General features: G+C 69.4%; 17 protein-coding genes. 9 read left to right on the top strand and 8 right to left on the bottom strand.

What is annotated here, in order from left to right; translation table 11 throughout:
• Positions 1–130: 130 nt before the first annotated feature.
• The gene (locus tag FXF68_RS06825) at positions 131–1,090 is read right to left on the bottom strand and encodes a winged helix-turn-helix domain-containing protein (RefSeq protein WP_187437766.1); all 960 of its coding nucleotides are present in this window, start codon (positions 1,088–1,090) and stop codon (positions 131–133) included.
• A 184-nt stretch (positions 1,091–1,274) separates the two neighbouring features.
• Here FXF68_RS06825 and FXF68_RS06820 point away from each other — a divergent pair, with 184 nt between their 5' ends.
• The 4 genes from FXF68_RS06820 (at position 1,275) to FXF68_RS06800 (ending at position 6,835) form a co-directional block, all read left to right on the top strand.
• The gene (locus tag FXF68_RS06820) at positions 1,275–2,279 is read left to right on the top strand and encodes a hypothetical protein (protein ID WP_148757990.1); all 1,005 of its coding nucleotides are present in this window, start codon (positions 1,275–1,277) and stop codon (positions 2,277–2,279) included.
• A 458-nt stretch (positions 2,280–2,737) separates the two neighbouring features.
• Entirely contained in the window at positions 2,738–3,649 is a 912-nt protein-coding gene (locus FXF68_RS43685; RefSeq protein ID WP_246178439.1) for a pentapeptide repeat-containing protein, read from the top strand.
• A gap of 749 nt (positions 3,650–4,398) precedes the next feature.
• A complete protein-coding gene (locus tag FXF68_RS06805; RefSeq protein WP_148757988.1) occupies positions 4,399–5,814 on the top strand; it encodes a sulfatase family protein in 1,416 nt (471 codons plus the stop codon).
• A gap of 70 nt (positions 5,815–5,884) precedes the next feature.
• Positions 5,885–6,835, top strand: coding sequence for a formylglycine-generating enzyme family protein (locus FXF68_RS06800; protein WP_148757987.1), 951 nt, complete (start codon positions 5,885–5,887; stop codon positions 6,833–6,835).
• 47 nt (positions 6,836–6,882) lie between these two features.
• Here FXF68_RS06800 and FXF68_RS06795 read toward each other — a convergent pair whose 3' ends face one another.
• Genes FXF68_RS06795 through hsaA form a run of 3 tightly spaced genes read right to left on the bottom strand, consistent with a single transcriptional unit; the run spans position 6,883 to position 10,157 of the window.
• Positions 6,883–8,334: an amidohydrolase family protein gene (locus tag FXF68_RS06795; RefSeq protein ID WP_148757986.1), complete on the bottom strand. Its 1,452-nt coding sequence runs from the start codon at positions 8,332–8,334 to the stop codon at positions 6,883–6,885.
• 54 nt (positions 8,335–8,388) lie between these two features.
• Complete coding sequence (gene hsaB, locus FXF68_RS06790) at positions 8,389–8,997, bottom strand: 3-hydroxy-9,10-secoandrosta-1,3,5(10)-triene-9,17-dione monooxygenase reductase subunit (RefSeq protein ID WP_148757985.1); 609 nt, start codon at positions 8,995–8,997, stop codon at positions 8,389–8,391.
• Positions 8,994–10,157 carry a 3-hydroxy-9,10-secoandrosta-1,3,5(10)-triene-9,17-dione monooxygenase oxygenase subunit gene (gene hsaA / locus FXF68_RS06785; protein WP_148757984.1) on the bottom strand — a complete coding sequence of 388 codons (1,164 nt, stop codon included), beginning with the start codon at positions 10,155–10,157 and terminating at the stop codon, positions 8,994–8,996. Before hsaA ends, hsaB begins: the two co-directional genes overlap by 4 nt.
• Positions 10,158–10,395: 238 nt before the next feature.
• Here hsaA and FXF68_RS06780 point away from each other — a divergent pair, with 238 nt between their 5' ends.
• Positions 10,396–11,205, top strand: coding sequence for an alpha/beta fold hydrolase (locus FXF68_RS06780; RefSeq protein ID WP_148757983.1), 810 nt, complete (start codon positions 10,396–10,398; stop codon positions 11,203–11,205).
• A complete protein-coding gene (locus tag FXF68_RS06775) occupies positions 11,202–12,062 on the top strand; it encodes an alpha/beta hydrolase (RefSeq protein WP_246178364.1) in 861 nt (286 codons plus the stop codon). The genes FXF68_RS06780 and FXF68_RS06775 overlap by 4 nt, the downstream gene beginning before the upstream one ends.
• On the opposite strand, the gene FXF68_RS06770 is transcribed toward FXF68_RS06775, so the two are convergent.
• From FXF68_RS06770 to FXF68_RS06755, 4 genes are all read right to left on the bottom strand, one after another.
• Positions 12,040–12,978 (bottom strand): LysR substrate-binding domain-containing protein, encoded by a 939-nt coding sequence (locus FXF68_RS06770; protein ID WP_148757982.1) that lies wholly within the window; start codon positions 12,976–12,978, stop codon positions 12,040–12,042. The two genes, FXF68_RS06775 and FXF68_RS06770, sit on opposite strands and share 23 nt — an antisense overlap.
• 144 nt (positions 12,979–13,122) lie before the next feature.
• Positions 13,123–13,800 carry a YoaK family protein gene (locus FXF68_RS06765; RefSeq protein WP_281292137.1) on the bottom strand — a complete coding sequence of 226 codons (678 nt, stop codon included), beginning with the start codon at positions 13,798–13,800 and terminating at the stop codon, positions 13,123–13,125.
• Positions 13,801–14,042: 242 nt separating this feature from the next.
• Entirely contained in the window at positions 14,043–14,423 is a 381-nt protein-coding gene (locus FXF68_RS06760) for a hypothetical protein (RefSeq protein ID WP_148757980.1), read from the bottom strand.
• A gap of 190 nt (positions 14,424–14,613) precedes the next feature.
• The gene (locus FXF68_RS06755) at positions 14,614–15,894 is read right to left on the bottom strand and encodes a hypothetical protein (RefSeq protein WP_148757979.1); all 1,281 of its coding nucleotides are present in this window, start codon (positions 15,892–15,894) and stop codon (positions 14,614–14,616) included.
• A gap of 342 nt (positions 15,895–16,236) precedes the next feature.
• On the opposite strand from FXF68_RS06755, the gene FXF68_RS06750 reads away from it, so the two are divergent.
• From FXF68_RS06750 to FXF68_RS06740, 3 genes are all read left to right on the top strand, one after another.
• Positions 16,237–17,538, top strand: coding sequence for an FAD-dependent monooxygenase (locus FXF68_RS06750; protein WP_222869821.1), 1,302 nt, complete (start codon positions 16,237–16,239; stop codon positions 17,536–17,538).
• A gap of 208 nt (positions 17,539–17,746) precedes the next feature.
• Entirely contained in the window at positions 17,747–18,190 is a 444-nt protein-coding gene (locus FXF68_RS06745) for a VOC family protein (RefSeq protein ID WP_148757978.1), read from the top strand.
• Positions 18,191–18,200: 10 nt separating this feature from the next.
• Positions 18,201–18,539: a YciI family protein gene (locus FXF68_RS06740; protein ID WP_148757977.1), complete on the top strand. Its 339-nt coding sequence runs from the start codon at positions 18,201–18,203 to the stop codon at positions 18,537–18,539.
• The last annotated feature ends 112 nt before the right edge of the window (positions 18,540–18,651 follow it).

The raw sequence follows: 18,651 nt of genomic DNA, 5'->3' as shown, positions 1-18,651 counted from the left end.
CTTAGAAATTCCAGAGCCTTAACTAGGCGGAGACGTGATTGCCGTGATCGCTTGGCGAGGTATTTCTCGTGTGAAAGGCGGTAGACGCGCTGCCGTGATCAGGGCCGGGTCTCGAAAGGCCGCCGGACGTTTAGATGATCCGCTGGTAAAGCACCCTTTGGGCCTGGCGTGCCCGCTGGATCATTCCGTCACGATGGAGGGCTTGGAGGTGGTAGGACACGGTTCCGGGTGACAGGTTCAGTCTTTTGGCCAGCTCTGTTGTCGAGGCGGGAGCGGTGAGCTCTTGGAGCAGTTGAGCTCTGGTGGCGCCAAGACGCGGTGGCCGGGTGTGGGCCTTGGCCGGAGTGGTGTCGGCGATGGGGTAGGTGATCATCGGGAGTCGGGGTTGGACCGCGTCGGGCGGGTCGATCGCGAAGGTGACCGTTCCTCTGAACAGTGCCGGGGTCAGTAACAGCCCGTCGGCTCTGGTTCGTCCGCCGTCGGCTGTGGCTGCGAGGTCGAGGCCGCCGCCGCGCCAGCGTAGCGATGGCGCCAGTCCGGTGACCATGGCGGCGAGGCCATCGCGAGCGGTCTGCGCTCCGCGCAGCGCGATGTCGGCGTGGATCTGTTCTCTGATCCGAGACCATTGCGCGGCGAGCGCCCTTGTCCAGAAGACCTTCAACTCCTCGGCCAGGCTCTGCGCCAGCCGCGACTCGCCGCCCTGGGTCGCCTGCGCCATCACCGGTGCCCGGCTGACATCGCCTCTCAGGCACCATGGATGGCCCCCGAAGATGATCGCGGCCTCGTAGCCGATCCGGTCTGCTGGCGTGGTGGTGACCCTATGCAACTGGTCGTCCACGTCTTCCTCGAAACAGACCGGTACGGGATTGATGAAGTCCGGGAAATAACCGGTCGCCGCCTTCGCGATCAGCGCATTCAGCAGCGGCAGGCCCGGCTCGGCCAGCGCCGCGGCGGCACGGCGCCGCCACGCCTGGGGCAGCAGGTACGGGTAGCGGCCGAACTTGAATGCCAATTCCTGTGCCGCCTTCAGCGGCGACACCACGAAGCGGATCCCGGCCACCCCACCGGCATCCAACTCGACACGAATCACCGAGCCTGCCCCCCGTCGTGATTTGAATTCCTCAAAACATCTTCTAACGGACGGGCGCGTCACGCCATGGTCCTTCTCGCTCGCCTAACAGCTCGGGGGCTTGGTTGCTCCCCGGCTGACACAAAGGAGACCTATGCGCATCAAGCAGTCCCGCCGACCCCGTGGTGTCACCGCGGGTGCGGCAATGGCGGCAGGCCTGGCCCTTCTCGGCGGCCTGGCCGCTCCGGCATCGGCCGCCCCGTCCACGACGGCGGCCGAGCACCTTCTCGCATCGTCCAAGGCCGTCAAGGTCATGGCGCCCAAGGGCTCGGTGCAGGGGTTGCGGCTGGTGTCCGAGCACGGCAACCGAGATGGGTCGATCACCTCACGCTGGACCTCCGACAACGGCACCGGCTTCACCTACGCCGGGACGGCCGGCGTCACCGTGCACCTGCGCTCCGGGCAGTCCAGCCATGGCCGGTACGGATCCATGACGGTGACCTTCCCCAAGACAAGCAAGAAGCCCGGCTCGGCGTCCAAGCTCGTCCGCGCCTACCGATCCGCCGGCCGCTCCACCTACACCGACGCGCTCAACGCGGGCATCCCCAGAGCCGAAGCGAACGCCAAGCTGCGCAAGTTCCGGCCCACCGGAGGCGCCACCGCCTACTCCATGTCCGGCACCTACTACCAGTCCGGCTGCCTCCAGCCGTCCAACCCCCGCGACGTCAGAGCCGTCTGGGGATGTTTCACTCGCAACCTGCTTCAGACCAACGGCAGCGACTGGTACGTCGGAGACGACCTCATCGCCACCGAGAACCCGCCGGTCATCCTCTTCCCCAACAGCCTGTACATCCTCATGTGGTACGGAGCAGGCAACACCGTCGTCAACTACACCCCCGCGCCCGGAGGAACCGGCTGCAAACAAGCGACCTGGAGCGGCCAACTCGGCTTCAGCAACACATCCCTCACCTACAGCGAAACCAACAACATCTGCTCCGGCTACACCGCCGTCATCCATGACGCCGCCCACTGGGGGCTGTCATGGATCGACAACAACTCCCACCTCAACCTCCCCCCGCAGGAGACGATCGAGGAGATCGGCGTCGTCCACAGCCCCCCATCGGCGAGCATCGGCAACAGCGACCTCGAACTCGCCTGGGGCCCCGGAGCTCGCGACGCGGTAGCCTGCCACACCCCGAGCTGCCACTAACCCCATAAGCCTCGGCCCTCCACCGGCACGTGCCGGTGGAGGGCCGAGGCCCAGAAGCAGCAGGCCGGGGGTGACGAGGATGCGGCGGCCGGTTCCTCGGGGCCGATGCCTGGGGCTTCTCGCCGGTCAGCAGCAGTGCTGACCTGTCTGCCGCTCGTGTTCCTCAAGGGCGGTGAAGGCCGGCTCCAGGCCGGTTCGGGCCTAAATACTTCGGATTTTCGGCGATGACGCTCATGACACGACGGCTCGCCCGCCTTCCGATGTGATCCTTTCGAACTGTCTGGATGGTCGCGGGCGTCTGAGGGGGTGTGACTGAATCGACCGAGTCGTCCTCGTCGTCGGAGCGAGGGTCTGCCGATCGGTCCCGGGACCGGGACGGCGAGGCTCGGCCGGGCCGGGTGCGACCGCCGTCGCAGGCCGAGTTGGACGCCTTACCTGCCGACCGGCGGTTGGAGTTGGTGGAGCGAGCGCGGGAGCAACGGGGCCAGCGCCGCCATCAGTGGATCAACAGCTTGGTGTTGCTGGCCGGTGTCGTGCTGGGAGGTGGAAGTCTGCTGGCGACCGCGCAGACGTTGCGGACCGGCCAAGCTGAGCTGCGCACCAGCCGCGACAACGTGCGCGCGCTCCAGGAAGGTCAGGTCACCGAGCGCTATGCCCAGGCCGTGGAGCAGTTGGGCTCTGGTAGGCGGGAGGTGCGCGCCGCCGCCGTTTACGCCCTCGAACGCGTCGCAAAAGACTCACCCCGCGACCGCTTGGCCATCCGTGATGTGCTGGCCGTCTTCGTCCGCGAGCATGTCCGCCTCAAGCACGCCCCACTGCCCCGGTTTCCAGACGCGCCCGACACCGACGTCGCGGCCGCTATGGCGGTGGTGGCCCGCCGCCCGGCCGATCCGTACGGGGCGCCCCGGATGGACCTGCACCGCATTGGCGTTCCCGTCCTGCGCCTGACATCGCCGGCGAGCCTGGCAGGCGCCGACCTGGCCGGATCCGATCTACGCGGAGCCCACCTGGATCATGTGGAGCTGCGCGGAGCGAACTTGGAACTCGCCGAATTGCCCGGCGCCGAGTTGCCCGGCGCCGACCTGCGCGGTGCCGACCTGCGCGGCGCCGACCTAACCGGTGTTCAGCTCCCCGGCGTCCTCCTGGCCGGAGCCGACCTCAGCGACACCGTTCTGACCGAGGTCAAGCTGAGCGGAGTCGATCTGCGCGGCGTTAACCTCCGCGGCGCCGACCTGCGCGGCGCTGAACTCGACGGCGCCGACCTGCGCGGTGCCAACCTGCGCGGAGTCCAGCCCACGGTCCAGACTCGCATCCGCAAGTCCGCCAAGGTCGACGGCACGACCCGATTCGGCCCCGACCCGAGCTCGTAGGTTCGGCCGCCCCGCGCGTCGACCTTGAGGTTCTCAAAGCAGCAGCGGCCAGGGCCGGCTCGGCATGGAGAATCGCGGTCTCAGCCTCGCGTTCGTCCAGGTTGGGGTTGGCCAGGGTGTCCGGTGTAGGCCGAGGGTGAAGCGTTGACACGGCTATCCTATTTTTCCTACCGTTTTGGTTTGGAAGTGGCTTCGGGTGGCTCTCTCGGAAGGGTGCGTGAGCGCTTGGCCTAGTGCCGGTGTTCCGGCCGCGCTCGAATGTGCGGGCGCCCGCGCATTCTGCGGGAAATTGTCAATGCGGATCGTCGCCCCTTTGCGGCGTTAAGGCGTTGGCGTGCGCTGTGGCGAAATTGGTCTACGGCCGCGGGGTTCACCTTCTTCCGGAAATAGGTCAGCTCGCGGGATTGACGCGATCGGGGACGGTTCATTACCGTTCGCTTATGACTCCGGGTGACTTTTTGGTCGCTCGCCTGCATGTCGATTTCAAGCGGCAGGCGAGCGCGCTCTGTCCGCCTTTTGCCGCGTAGTCGCCGGAACGGCATCGTCCAGCAGTCTGTTGCCGTGCCGTCGGCAAGGCTTCCTGTGGGTTCGCGTCCAGGACTCCAGGTTTGAGATCACCTTCCGATGTGGCTCGATCGTTTCGCGCTGTGAGCCTGTTCTCTCTTTTTCTCGGCGTCCCCTGCGTCTATCGAGTGATTCATTTCCGGCTGGAGACGGCATGTCGCCGTCTGCGAGAGGAGTGGGGAAACATGAGTGAGGAACAGCGAGAGCGCGAAGGCGGGACGGGCGGGTTCGGGCGGCGGCGATTCCTCGTCGGCTCGGCCGCGGCGGCCGCGGTGGCGGCCGCTTCCTCGGTGCTTCCGGGGATCGGCGGAACGGCGTCCGCGGCCGCTCGCCCGAACATCCTCCTGATCGTGACCGACGACAACCCGAAGCAGACGAACTGGGCGATCCAGAAGACCATCGCCTGGCTCGGCGGGCAGGGCGTGACCTACAGCAACGGCCACGTCACCACTCCGCTGTGCGCCCCCTCGCGGTCGTCGATCTTCTCGGGACGCTACGCGCACAACCACGGCGTGCGGAACAACGGGGCCTCCTACAGCCTGGACCAGAGCACGACGGTGCAGCACCACCTCAAGCAGGCGGGCTACCGTACCGGGCTGTTCGGGAAGTACCTCAACTCCTGGACGCTGTCCGACAATCCACCGCACTTCGAGGAATGGGCGCTGCTCCAGCCCGGATACGTGGACGCCCAGTGGAACGTCAACGGCACCGTCCAGACGATCAACGGGTACACGACCAACATCGTCAAGAACAAGACGCTGGCCTTCCTGAGCAAATCCACGACCGACACGCGCCCATGGTTCGCGTACGTCACCCCGTACGCCTCGCACGAGCCCAACGTTCCCGCCGCCCAGTACGCCGACACGGTCGTGCCGACCTGGAACGGCCGTCCCTCCGTCCCCGAGGCCGACCGGAGTGACAAGCCGGCCTACGTCAAGAACGCGACCAACACCCTGGCCGACGGCCGGGCGGTGCGGCAGCGGCAACTGCGGACGCTGCTGTCGGTCGACGACGCCGTGCAGGCGTTCAAGGACAAGCTCACGGCCCTCGGCCAGCTCGACAACACGCTGGTCATCTACATCGGCGACAACGGGTTCCAGTGGGCCGATCACGGCCTCCTCGGAAAGGGGACGCCCTACTCCCCGGCCCACGAGGTGCCGTTCTACCTGTCCTGGCCCGCGGGCGGCTTCGGCTCGGGGACCACCGACAACCGCATCGTCGCCAACATCGACATCGCGCCGACCATCCTGGCCGCCGCCGGGATCACCGCCACGACGCCGCAGGACGGCACGTCGCTGCTGTCCGGCTTCAACCGCGATCACCTGCTGGTCGAATGGTGGAAGCAGGGCACGGCGGGCGTCAAGGACAGTTGGGCGTCCTACGTCGCGAAGAACAGGCAGTACGTCGAGTACTACGACCTGCGCACCGACGCGAGCGGCAGGGTGTCCGGCACCGGACAGGTCACCTTCCGGGAGTACTACGACCTCGTCAACGACCCGTACCAGCTCACCAACAAGCTCTACCAGGCGAGCCCGGCCGACGAGCAGAACCTGGGCATCCCCGCGCTGGCCGCCCAGCTCGCCGCGGACCGCCGGAGCTGACCACACAGCCAGGACCGCGGCCCGTGTTCGCGGGCGGGCCGCGGTCACCCCGACCGAGCGGAGAGAACCCATGTCCAAGCTCTGCTGCACCCCCGGCCGCGAGCCGGCGGACATCCCGTCGACCGTGGCCCCGCGGTCGGCCACGCCCCGCCACAAGCGCATGATCCCGCTTCCCGGCGGGTCCTTCCTCATGGGCACCGACGACGAGGAGGGCTACCGGGCCGACGGGGAGGGACCGATCCGGGAGATCGAGTTGAGCCCCTTCCAGATCGAGGCGACCACGGTGAGCAACAGCCAGTTCGCCGCCTTCGTCAAGGCCACCGGCCACGTCACCGAGGCCGAGAGCTTCGGATTCTCCTTCATCTTCGAGAGTTTTCTCAGTGAGGAGAATGCGCGCGTTTCGCAGGTCGTTCACACGGCTCCGTGGTGGCGTGCCGTACCGGGTGCTTTCTGGAAGCGGCCAGAGGGGCCCGGCTCGTCCATTACCTCCAGGCAGAACCATCCGGTCGTGCACGTCTCGTGGAACGACGCGCAGGCGTACTGCGCCTGGTCCGGCACCCGGCTGCCCACCGAGGCGGAATGGGAGTACGCCGCTCGGGGCGGGCTGGAACAGCGCCGCTACCCTTGGGGGGACGAACTGACCCCGGGCGGACGGCACATGTGCAATGTCTGGCAGGGGGACTTCCCGAATCTCAACACCGGCGAGGACGGTTATCTCGGCACGGCGCCGGTGAAGTCCTACCGTCCCAATGGCTACGGTCTCTATAACGTCGCCGGGAACGTCTGGGAGTGGTGCGCCGACTGGTTCAGCGCCGAGTTCCACCGCACCGGGCCGCGCAGGGATCCGGTAGGCCCGCCCTGGGGCACGGCCCGGGTAATGCGCGGTGGTTCGCACATGTGCCACGCGTCGTACTGCAACCGCTATCGCGTCGCGGCCAGGTCGTCCAACACGCCCGACAGTTCCGCGGGCAACATCGGCTTCCGCGTCGCCCGGGGGCCTGTTGAAGCGGGACATGCATGACCGTCACGCACAGCCGATCCGTTCGACGTGGCGTCTTCCACCTGGAGTCAGGACGGTTGGGGGATGCCGTCGGCGTAGGCGGAGCCGAAGGAGCGGGTGGCCATCCGCTCGGCGGTCTCCCACCAGGCGCGGAGGTCTTCGGGCCGTAGGTCCGGCAGTTTCGCGTGGCCGTCGTGGATGCGGGTGAGCGCGGTCTCGGCTCGGGCGCGTACCGCGGCCAGGTCGACGCCGAGCAGCTTCCCGTTCCGCTTGCGGAACTCGCCGTTGACCAGGACCGTGTCCACGTCCGCTGCGGTGGACTGCAGGACGACGGTGCCGGTGGGGTGGCTGGAGCGGACGAGGTCCATCCGAGGCTTGAGCACGACCACGTCGGCCTGCTTGCCCGGGGTGAGGGAGCCGATGCGGTCGGACAGGCCGAGGGTGTCGGCGCCGTTGGTCGTGCCCCAGGCCAGTGCGTCCTTGGTCGTCAGGGCGATGGTCCACGGCATGGTGCCGGTGCGGTGCACGCGGTCGTTGTCGAGCATGCGCTGAGTCTGCAGGCCGAGCCGCAGTTGCGAGAACAGGTCGCCCGATCCGACGCAGACGATGTCGGTGCTGACGCCGGGCGCGATGCCCGCCTCCATCGCCGGGCGGAGCGGCGGGATCCCCATGCCCATCTGCATCTCGGTCTCCGGGGCGATGGTGACCTTCGCTCCGGTGTCGGCCATCATCCGCCATTCCCGCTCGTCCAGCGCCGGGCAGTGGATGTGGACGTGGCCGGGGTTCAGCAGGCCGTGGTCGCGCATCTCGCGCAGGCCCTTGAGCAGGATGGAACCGGTCGCGGCGGCGGTGTGGGAGCTGATCACCACCCCGAGGTCGGCGGCGAGGCGCACCTCGGCCATGGTGTGCTCGAACGGCACGGTGCCGAAGTCGCTCAGCAGCACTCCGGGCGTGACGAGTCCGTCGCGCAGCTCGTGGCGGACCCGCTGGAAGTCCTTGAGCCGGTCGTGGTGGCCGGTGAACGGGGTGGGGGTGAAGTCCCACTTCTGCATGCCGTAGGCGTAGACGGCGCGGATGCCGGTGGCGCGCAGCGCGTCGATCGCGGCGTCGGCGTGGGCGGGGGTGTTCACGCAGTCGCAGCAGTCCATGATCGTGGTCACGCCGGCGTCCAGTGCCTCCAGCGCGCCGACGAGGGAGGCGGTCCCGAGGTCCTCGGCGGTGAGGAAGGAACCGGTGCCGCCGAAGGTCGTGCCGAGGAACTGGGGCAGCGACTGGTCGGCGGCGATCGCCCGCATCAGCGCCATCCAGGTGTGCCGGTGGCTGTCGACCAGGCCGGGCAGGACGATTCCGCCGCTCGCGTCGATCACTTCCGCGTCGGCGCCGGCGAGTTCGGCGGCGTCGCGGACGACGGCGGTGATGCGGCCGTCCTCGATGAGCACGGCGCCGTGGGGCAGATCTCCGTACCGGTCGTCCATGGTAATGACGTGGCCGCCGGTGACGACCTTGCGGGCGTTGCTCATGGGATCAACCTCCGAGGGGTGGAATGGTGCGGAAGATGCCTGCCGACGCGGCGGTCAGTACCACTCGCCGGGGTCTGCCCAGGTGAGGAAGTGCGGCTGGGCCTGGGCGGGTGCGGCTGGGGGTTCGGTGACGGTGTAACCGCCGCGGTAGAACAGCAGCGGGCGCTCTCCGGCGCCGGCGGCCAGGTGGTCCACCCGGCCGACGACGATGTGGTGGTCGCCGCCGTCGTGGACGGCGTGCACGGTGCAGTCCACCCAGGCCAGCGCGCCGTCCAGCACTGGGGCGCCGCCGGGGGAGGGGTGCCAGGGAGTGGCGGTGAACCTGTCGGCGCCGCTTCGGCCGAAGCGGGAGCTGAGTTCGCGCTGGTCGTGGGCGAGCAGGTTGGCCGCGAAGCGGCCCGCCCGCCGGATCGCGGGCCAGGTGCCCGAGGTCTTCGCGGGGCAGAACAGGATCAGGGGCGGGTCCAGGGAGAGCGCCGCGAAGGACTGGCAGGCGAAGCCGACGGGGCGCGCCCCGTCGAAGGCGGTGATCACGGCGATGCCCGTGCAGAAGTGACCGAGGACATGCCGGAACGTCCCGCGGTCGACCGCCGCGCCGTCCCGGGCCCCGGGCGCGTCCGGGGTGCCGCCCGGGGCCCCGGGCGCGTCGGGCGCGCGCCTCACAGCATGCCCGCCGCGACGGTCTCGCCGAACTCGCCGTCACCGTACAGTTTCAGCGCCGCCTCGGGGTCGTTGGCCACGTGGACGCGCGCGGCGTGGGCGTCGCGCCAGAAGCGCTGGATCGGCGTGCCGTCCGCGAGCGCCCCCGCGCCGGAGTTCTCGAACAGCCGGTCCAGCGCGGCGACGCACCGCTCGGAGGCCCGCACCTGGTCGCGCCGCAGCCGCAGCCGCAGCGCGGTCGCGATGGGTTCCCGCGCGCGGGCGGCGTCGTAGATCTCGGTGATGTTGCGGGTGAGCTGGAGCCACGCCGCGTCGATCTCGCTGGCGGCCTCGGCCACGCGCACCTTGGCGAACGGGTCGTCCTTGACCTTCTCCCCGGCGAACACCCTGACCCGTTCGCGCTGGTGGGCGACGTGCGCGTCGTATGCCCCCGTCGCCATGCCGACCAGCGGCGTGGCGATCGTGGTGGTCATCAGGGAGTAGAGCGGGATCCGGTACAGCGGACCGGTGTTGACCTCCTGGCCCGGGCAGGCGCAGTTGAAGGAGGCGCTGAAGCTGAGCACGCGGTGCGCGGGGACGAACACGTCCTGGACCTCCACGTCGTTGCTTCCCGTGCCGCGCAACCCGACAGTGCGCCAGACGTCGTGGACGGTGTAGTCCTGGACGGGTACCAGGAAGGCCGCCCAGTCGACGGGTGCGCCGTCGTCGCCGAGGATCAACCCGCCGAGGATGGCGGCGCCCGCGTGGTCGACGCCGGAGGAGAAGCTCCACCTGCCCGACAGCCGGTATCCGCCCTCGACGGCGCTCGCCCGCCCGAGGGGGGCGTAGGCCGAGGAGACCAGCGTGCCGGGATCCCTCCCCCAGACGTCGTCCTGAGCCTGCGCCGGGAAGGTGGCGACGTGCCACTGGTGGGCGCCGAGCACGGAGGCGACCCAGCCGGTCGACCCGCAGGCGCCGGCGACCAGGCGGACCGCGGTGTAGAAGGTCACCGGGTCGCACTCGTAGCCGCCGTAGCGCGCGGGCTGCAGCAGCCGGAAGAAGCCGCTCTCGCGCAGCGCTTTGACGGAGGCCTCAGGCACCCTGCGCGCGTCCTCGGTCTCCTGCGCGCGCTCTCGCAGGCTGGGCAGCAACTCGCGGACGGCGTCGAGCACCTGCTGGCTCATGGATCGCTCCCGGGTCGGATCGGGGTGGTTGACGAGCATCATCCGGCGGGCCGCGACGTGACGGCCAATACCGCTTCACGCGGCCCCTATACCGACAGCGTCATACCGGGCCTCCTGGGTCCTGGCTTTCCGATCCGCCTCCGCGGCCGTAAAGCCGCACGTCATACCCATCCTGTGATACCAGCACCCCGGACGGGTATTTGCCCTGGATCGTGTCCGGGGACGAGGGTGGGGCACCATGAGGACGACGACACTGAACGGCCATGAGATCGACTTCGACGTCACGGGCACCGTGACGGACGAGCCCGCGCTGCTGCTCTTGAGCGGCTGGTGCCAGGATCACCGGCTGTTCTCCCGGGTGCTGTCGATCCTCGCCGAGGAGCGGCAGGTCATCCGCATGGACTGGCGCGGGCACGGCACACGGCGCACGGTCGCGGGCGACTTCGGGCCGCGGGAGATGGCCGACGACGCCGTCGCGCTGCTGGACGAGCTGGCGGTGCGGCGAGTCGTCCCCGTGTCGACCTCGCACGGCGGCTGGGCCAACCTCGAAATAGCCGACCGGCTCGGCGCGGGGCGCGTACCCCGCGTGGTGGTCGTGGACTGGCTGGTGCGCAGGGCCTCGCCCGAGTTCGTCGAGGGACTGCGGGCCGGGTACCACCCCGACACATGGAGCCAGGGGCGTCAGGAGCTGTTCGACATCTGGCTCGACGGCTCCGACAGCTCTGCGGTGAAGCGCCACCTGTACGAGGAGATGGCCGGGTTCGACGAGGAGATGTGGACGAGGTCGTGCCGGGTGATCGAGGCCGCGTACGCCGCCTGGGGATCGCCGCTGGAGCGGATGCTGGCGATCAAGCAGGAGCGGCCGATCGCGCACCTGTTCTCCCAGCCGAGCGACCTCGGGCACCGCCGCGGGCAGCGCGCCTTCAGCGCCGAGCACCCGTGGTTCCAGCCGCGCTGGCTGGGCGGTCCCACGCACTTCCCGACGCTGGACTCACCCGAGATCACCTCCGAGGCGATCCTGGCGTTCACGGCGGGCGCGGGAGGGTGAACCTCGCGTCCTGGCCCGGCCGCGAACTCGACGAGGAGGCGCTCGACCGCGCCTACAACGTCAGGCGCAAGGCGGGGCCTGAGCTGTTCGGCGCGCACATGCGGCGCTACCGGCGCATGTCGCGGGAGGCGGTCGTGGGGCTGCCGGGGCGCTCGGTGGTCTACGACCGCGAACGGCTGGACGTGTGGGGGGCCGCGCCGGGGGAGGCGCGGCCGGTGTTCGTGTTCCTGCACGGCGGTTACTGGATGGCGTTGTCCAGGCACGACTCGGCGTTCATGGCGAGGTCGCTGAACGACCGGGGGATCGCGACGGTCGTGCCCGACTACACGCTGGCGCCGGAGGCCACACTGGAGGAGATCGTCCGGCAGGTGCGCGCGTCGATCGCGTGGATCCACCGCGAGGGCGGCGCGTTCGGGCTCGATCCCGGCCGGATCGTGGTCGGCGGCAGCTCGGCGGGCGGTCATCTGACCGGGATGCTGATGGTGGACGGCTGGCAGCGCGAGTTCGGCGTGCCCGACGACGTGGTCAAGGCGGCGATGCCCTTCAGCGGGCTGTTCGACATCAGGCCGATCACCCGGACGTACGTCAACGACACGATCAGGCTCGACCTGGCCGGGGCCGCGGCGCTCAGCCCCCTGCTGCTCCCCGCCGGGCGGCGCTTCCCCGTGGTCCTCGTGGTCGCCGGGCACGACGGTTCCGGATTCGTCGAGCAGAGCAGGCGGTTCCAGGACCACTGGGGGCCGGCGGCCGAACTGATGGTCGTCCCGGACCGCGACCACTTCGACGTGGTCCTCGACCTGGCCGCGTCCGACACGGCCGTGAGCCGGGCCCTGATCAAGCTGATCCGGTCCGTGTGACCAGCGCGGCCTGCTCGCGCAGATGGTCGAGCATGAGCCTGGCCGCGGGCGTGAGCGGCCGCCGGTCCGGCAGCGTGACGCCGACCTGCCGCCGGACCGGGTCCAGCGGGATCGGCAGCGGCGCGATGCCCTCGGACGTCATGGCCACCAGTTCGGGCAGCGCCGCGATCATGTCGGTGTCCTGGATGAGCGTGCGCACGGTGAGGATCGAAGTGCACTCCACCAGGTTCTCTGGCAGGCGCAGCCCCGCGGCGGTGAACACCTGCTCCAGCTCATGGCGCAGCGCGGTCTGCTCCAGGGGCAGCACCCATGGGTAGGCGAGCAGGTCGGCGAGGTCCGGTCGCGGCTGCTCGTGCGCCGGATGGCCCACCCTGGCCACGAGCCGGACCGGCTCGCTGTAGAGCGTGAGCTGCCGGACGCCCCGGACGTCCTCGATCGGGTTGAGCCGGCCGAGTACGAGGTCGATCTCCCCGTCGAGCAGGCGCGGCACCTGCTCGACGAACGTCGCCTCGCGCACGATGACCGTGATGCCCGGCCGGTCGCGCTTGAGCGCCGCGATGGCGCGGGGCAGCAGCACGTTCGATCCCGCCAGGAGAGTGCCGATGGCCACGGTGCCCGTCTCGCCGTCGGCGAGGCCGGAGATGCGCTCGCCCGCCCGGCGCAGCTCGGCGAGCACGGCCCGGGCATGCTCGATGAACGCCTCGCCGAACAGCGTCGGCGTCATCCCGCGCGCCCCGCGGGTGAACAGCTCGACGCCGAGGATCTGCTCGACCTCGCGCAGGCTGCGGGTGACGGCGGGCTGAGCCAGGCGCAGGTGTTCCGCCGCGCGCAGCACGCTGCCCTGGTCCGCGATGGTCACCAGCAGCACCAGGTGGCGGAGCTTGAGCCGCCCGTTCAGCAGATCGATGGCGCGCATGACCACTTGTTATCACATACCCGTAATAGGTCACGGGTCGCTGCGACACCTTTTCATATATCACAATCTTGGTATAGGCGATCGCCGTCTCGGCGTACCGCGGCATGGCTACCCGGCCGGCCGTGGAGGTGTCGCGCGCGGCGTTCAGCGGTCGGCGTCGGCGCGATTCGCGGTGATGTAGGAGGCGGCGGAGACCACGGCGAGGATGGCGGCGGCGCACCACAGCGGGGCCGCCACGGCGACCTCGCGGATGAGGACGGCGCCGATCGCCGCGCCCAGCAGGAGGGTGGCGACCGACAGGGCCCGGCGCACGATGCGTTCCTTGGGCTCGTCGCGGTCGGCGACCAGCGCGGTGATCGTGGTGGTGACCACGACGGTCCGGAAGTCGGGCACCTCCAGCCGCCGGATGATCGCGTACTGCCAGCCCATCGAGGCCGCCAGGACGCCGATCGTCACCAGCCTGCCGGGCTCGTCGGTGTGCCCCAGTGCCGACACCAGCAGGGCGGCGACGAGGATGGCGAAGGTCTGGACGGCGGTGGCCGCGCCGAGCAGCCGCCCGCGGTGGGTGATCTTGTTGAAGGCCAGATGCCCGCCGACGGCGGCCCCGGCGCAGAAGCAGAGGGTCGACAGGGTGGTCGGCTGGATCTCGCCCGTCTGCCCTTTGGTGGCCAACCCCAGGCCGAGAAAGATGATATTTCCCGTCATATTGGCGACGAAGACATTGCCGAGTTCCAGATAGCTGACCGAGTCCACCAATCCGGTCATGACCGTGAGGAGGACGAGCAAGGGCGGCAGTGGTCCATGATCGCGCGGTTCGGACACTCGCGCATTCTCGCAGTGGGCGGATGCGGTCCCGCGAAGCAGTGCTGTGCGCGTGGCGCGAGGAACGGCTATGGGGATAGGACGGTGATGAAGTATGCGGATTTGCGTCGAGTTCCTGCAACCGGCGCTATCCGCCTGCCTCGAAGAAAACGGCGAATCGGCTATCCGGTCATGTATTGGTCATGGCTGGAAGCTTGTTCGGACTATTGAGTGGTCCTTGCCGCTGGGGCGCGGGGCCTGGATCAGGCGTTGACGGGGGTGCAGTAGTTTCCCTCGACGGTGTCGGGCAGGTTGGCGTATCCGGAGAATCCGCTGCCGGTGGAGCAGTGGACCGACTGGCCGCCGCCGTGGCGGTCGAGGATGTCGAACTCGTCGAAGAGGGGGCCTTGCTGAGGGAGACCGCCCGATGCCTGGCAGTTCCCTGAGCCCGTGTAGGGCGCCAGGGAACCGGGGCCCGAGCGGTCGACCCTGTCGCAGGTGTAGGCGGGCGCCTGCCGCAGGTGCCCGATCGCCGCCCGCGTGGGCGTGGCGGCCGTGGCCGGGGACGCCGGTGCCAAGGCCATGGCGGTGGCGCCGACCGCCACTAGGAGGGCGGCTCTTGGCGTGGCTGGCCTCTTTCTCATGGCTGTTCCTCATTCCCGGTGACCGAGTGTGGCGACACCCCCTAGTTAATCACTCATAGCCATGAAGTAACTACACATGGTGATTGCCGTGGAACCGGGTGGCCGCTGTCGAGGCTGACTCCGGCGGGTGCCGCGTGATGCCTGGACCGTGTCAGGGCTCGCCTGTGCTCGGACCGTGAGCCGGGCGTCGTCAGCGTTCGAGGTGTTGGAACCAGCGGAGGGTGTCGGGGAGGCCCCGGGAGAGCGAATCCATGTGCCGCGTGTCCCGACCGTAGTCGATGAGCTGCGGTTTCGCGCCGTGTGAGCGCAGTGCCGCCGCGCAGTTCAGCGTGTTGGAGAAGGTGACCTGCTCGTCTCCGGACCCGGCCGACAGGCGGGTCGGGACGCGCGGTCCCCAATCGCAGGTGCCGTCGGACGACCGCATGGCTCGCAGCAGCACCCCCGAGGGATGGAGCAGCCACCGCCGGTACCGGGGAGTGAGCAGGTCTCCGGGGGTGTCCGGCAGTCGCGGGATGATCTCGGTGTCCTGGTCCTTGGTGCCGTCGAAGAGACCTTCCACGATCTTGTCGTAAGGGGCCTTGAATACGTCCGACGGGGAGGCGTAGAGGTCGTACAGGCGGTCCCACGACACCGTCGCGTAGGCGAGATAAAGCACCGATGCCTTCGGCGCGAGCGTGGACCCGGCGCGGAGTGATTCCGGGACCTGCGCGTGTCGCAGATCGTAGGGGCCGCTGACGGGGGCGAGCGCTCCGAGCCGGAGGTAGGGGTCCGCGCCGCGCTGCAACTCGCGGCCCAGCGCCATCGCGGCCGTACCGCCTTGGGAGAAGCCGGTCACCAGGACATGCCTGTTGAACCGTCCGCCATGGGCGGCTGCGACCGACCGCGCGGCGCGCAGCATGTCCAGGGACGCCGACGCCTCGGAGCCCGCGTCCATGTACGGATGCGTGCCGGGCCCGAGCCCCAGTCCGAGATAGTCGGGGGCGACCCCGGCGTACCCGGCGGCCGCGTAGTAGATCGCGGCCGCGCGGCTCTGGCCGTCCTCGGCGATCGAGCCCGCGTAGTACCTGGACACGTGGGTTCCGTGGGCGAAGCTGACCGGCCGCAGCGCGTTCTTCATCGGGGCGAGCGGCAGGGAGACCACGCCGCTCGCGGTCGTGGGCCCGCCGCGGGGAGAGATCGTCCGGTAGACGACCCGGTAGGCGTCCACCCCGTTTCGGGGACGGGGCGATTTGAGCGCGGGGTCGACCGAGGTGAGGTACGCGCGTGTCTGTGCGGGCGACATGTGCGCGACCCTGGTCACCGACACCACGCTGCCGCGCTGAGGGGTCGCCGCGTTGGCGGCGGCGGCCCTGTGACCGTCCGGGGGCCCGAGGGTGAGGCCGATCGCGGTCGCGCACACCGCGGTGAGAACGATCCCGGCACCGCCCAGCGTGACGCGGTGGGAGCGCGTACGAGCCGTGAGTTTCGTCATGGCGCTGACGCTAGGTCCGCCCGCGCCTGCGCTCGATGGGTCTGAGTCCCCGAGCACGGGTGTACCTTCCTACACCGGCGCGTGAGCCCTTCTCCGCACCAAGCAACACACCATCCCCAGAGGCCAACGCGCTGGCACGCGGTCCTGCGGTGGTGCACCACGCTGTTAGCTCACGGGTCCTTGGCTGGGCATCCGCTCCCCGAGTTCAGGGTGTTGTTTGCGGAAGCCTGGACGCGATTTCGGTCGTGCCGATGAGTTTTGTGCGGGTCCGTGGTCGATACGGCGGGACACACCGACAGCGGTGGGCCTGTGCTGGGAGCAATCCAGCGCGGGAGGAAGCACGTGGAGGCAGTGGTGAGCGTCGACGGCACCGAGCAGGAGCACACCATCCGGACCGGCGAGCAGGGGACGCGGGGGAGCGGTCCCCGGGTGCTGGTAGCGGGGGCGAGCATCGCGGGGCCCGCGCTGGCCCACTGGCTGCGGCGGCGGGGCGCCGAGGTGACCGTGGTGGAGCGGGCTCCCGAGCTGCGTCCCGGCGGGCAGGCGGTGGACGCTCGCGGGGTCGCCAAGGAGGTCATCGGGCGCATGGGGCTGGACGCGGCGGTGCGCGCGGCGTGCACCGACACCGCCGGCGCGCACACCGTCGACGCCGACGGGAAGGTGCTGGAGACCTTCCGTGCCGACGACGACGGCGGCGACGGGTTCATCGCGGACATCGAGATCCTGCGCGGGGACCTCGCCCGGGTTCTCTACCACGACACCCGCGACGGCGTCGAGTACGTCTTCGGCGACCGGATCGTGGGGCTCACCCAGGACGCGGACGGGGTCGACGTGGTCTTCGCGGGCGGCGACCGGCGGCGCTTCGACCTGGTGGTCGGGGCCGACGGGCTGCACTCGGAGCTGCGAGCGATGGTCTTCGGGCCGCATGAGCGGTTCCTGCGCCACCTCGGGCACGTGCTGGCCTTCTACAGTGTGCCGAACGAGTTCGGGCTGGACCGCTGGCTGCTTGAGCACCAGGACCAGGAGTCCGGACGCTCTGCCCTCCTGCGGCCCATCCAGGACGCCACCCGGGCGATGGCCATGTTCTACTTCCCCTCGGGCGACTTCGACGTCGACTACCGGGACGTCGCGGCCCAGAAGACCCTGCTCCGTGACCGGATGGCGGGCCTGGGCTGGTTGGCCCCGGACATCCTCGCGCACCTGGACGACACCCCGGACTTCTACCTCGACCAGGTCGCCCAGGTGGTGATGGACCGCTGGTCGAGTGGACGTGTGGGGCTGCTCGGGGACGCGGCGTTCAGCTCCTCGCCGATGTCCGGGCAGGGCACCGGGCTGGCCCTGGTCGGCGCCTACGTGCTGGCCGGGGAACTGGCCGCCGCCGGATGGGACCCCGCCGCCGGGTTCGCCCGCTACGAGGCGCGGATGCGCTCGTTCGTCGAGGCCAACCAGGAGATCGGCCGGTTGAACGCCCGCAGCCGCGACGTCCCGGGGCCGGACGCCGAGCCGCGCCCCGATTTCACCGGCGAATGGTTCACCGAGCTGGTCGGACGCGCGATCAACGGCATCGAGCTGCCCGACTACGCGGGGGTACCGGACTCCGCGGCCCCGACCGGATCGCCGATCACCTCGTCGGCCAAGCCGTAGGCGCCGCCTAACGTGTCGAGAGACCACCCTTCGGTGGGACACCGCCGACCGACCTCAGCTCTGGTGGCGATCAGCAAGGCGCGCCGCCCATTCCGTAGGGACGGCGTGGCGTACCGTTCCGGCTCGGGAGTCGTGCGTCCAGCCCCCATTTTGGTGACCACGTGACCGGAGGGCTGAAGTATATTCACGACGCCTAGGAAGGCATTCGATGGGACTTATACAGCGCTTCGACCACGTCGGCATCACCGTCGCCGACCTCCACGCCGTGACGGCGTTCTTCGTCAGCCTCGGCATGGAGGCCGATCAGAAGATGGCCGTGGAAGGCGATTTCCTGGACACGGTGATCGGCATGACCGGAGCCGCCACCGAAATCGTGATGCTGCGGCCACCGGGCGGCGGAAGGACGCTGGAGCTTTCGAGCTTCGTACGGCCGGACCACCTCCCGGGTTCACCAGCCGCACCGGCCAACGAACTGGGCCTGCGCAACGTCGCGTTCGAGGTACAGGACCTGCAGGCCGCCGTCGACCAGGCCGCAGCCGACGGCTATGGCCTGGTGGGAGGCATCGGCGAATACGAGGGCTTGTGGCGGATGGCCTACGTCCGCGGGCCTGAAGGAATCATCGTCTCGTTGGCCGAGCGCATTCAAAAGTAGAGGAGATATCGTGAGCACGTCGGTGACCGACGAACAGATTCAGGCTCTGGCTTCGACCGCGAAACCTTACAGCCTGGCGCTCCTACAATGGACGCCGGAGCGAACCATGAACGGCGCGGATGCAATAGAACTCGAGCATCAGCGACGTATGGTGTCCCTTCGTGCTGATGGGGTGATCGCCATTCTCTGCCCGGTCGCCTCCGACACCATGGCAGGCGTCGTGATCATGACCGTGCCGACCGAGGAAGCCGCTGAGATCATGGCCGGAGACCCCTGCGTGCAGGCCGGAATGATGCGCTGCGACGTACACCCGTGCCACGGCTTCCCCGGAGACGCCCTCCCCCTCTGACCGATCCGATCAGCCGGGCGGTCAGGAAATGGTCCCAGACCCTCGACGCGGGCGACCAGGTCGTCCGGACGCCGCGTAGATCTTCAGCCGGTCCGCCTCCGTGCTGCCGCTC

Source organism: Actinomadura decatromicini (assembly GCF_008121305.1).
Lineage (GTDB): Bacteria > Actinomycetota > Actinomycetes > Streptosporangiales > Streptosporangiaceae > Spirillospora > Spirillospora syzygii.
Note: the sequence above shows the minus strand (reverse complement) of the source record. Positions and strands in the feature narration are given on the sequence as shown.

What these genes read in the sequence shown, in the direction of transcription:
- FXF68_RS06780 (WP_148757983.1), top strand. Translation starts at nt 10,396, where the DNA reads ATGAGGACGACGACACTGAACGGCCATGAGATCGACTTCGACGTCACG.
- FXF68_RS06745 (WP_148757978.1), top strand. Translation starts at nt 17,747, where the DNA reads ATGGGACTTATACAGCGCTTCGACCACGTCGGCATCACCGTCGCCGAC.
- FXF68_RS06820 (WP_148757990.1), top strand. Translation starts at nt 1,275, where the DNA reads ATGGCGGCAGGCCTGGCCCTTCTCGGCGGCCTGGCCGCTCCGGCATCG.
- hsaA (WP_148757984.1), bottom strand. Translation starts at nt 10,157, where the DNA reads ATGAGCCAGCAGGTGCTCGACGCCGTCCGCGAGTTGCTGCCCAGCCTG.
- FXF68_RS06770 (WP_148757982.1), bottom strand. Translation starts at nt 12,978, where the DNA reads ATGCGCGCCATCGATCTGCTGAACGGGCGGCTCAAGCTCCGCCACCTG.
- FXF68_RS06760 (WP_148757980.1), bottom strand. Translation starts at nt 14,423, where the DNA reads ATGAGAAAGAGGCCAGCCACGCCAAGAGCCGCCCTCCTAGTGGCGGTC.
- FXF68_RS06800 (WP_148757987.1), top strand. Translation starts at nt 5,885, where the DNA reads ATGTCCAAGCTCTGCTGCACCCCCGGCCGCGAGCCGGCGGACATCCCG.
- FXF68_RS06805 (WP_148757988.1), top strand. Translation starts at nt 4,399, where the DNA reads ATGAGTGAGGAACAGCGAGAGCGCGAAGGCGGGACGGGCGGGTTCGGG.
- FXF68_RS06795 (WP_148757986.1), bottom strand. Translation starts at nt 8,334, where the DNA reads ATGAGCAACGCCCGCAAGGTCGTCACCGGCGGCCACGTCATTACCATG.
- FXF68_RS06755 (WP_148757979.1), bottom strand. Translation starts at nt 15,894, where the DNA reads ATGACGAAACTCACGGCTCGTACGCGCTCCCACCGCGTCACGCTGGGC.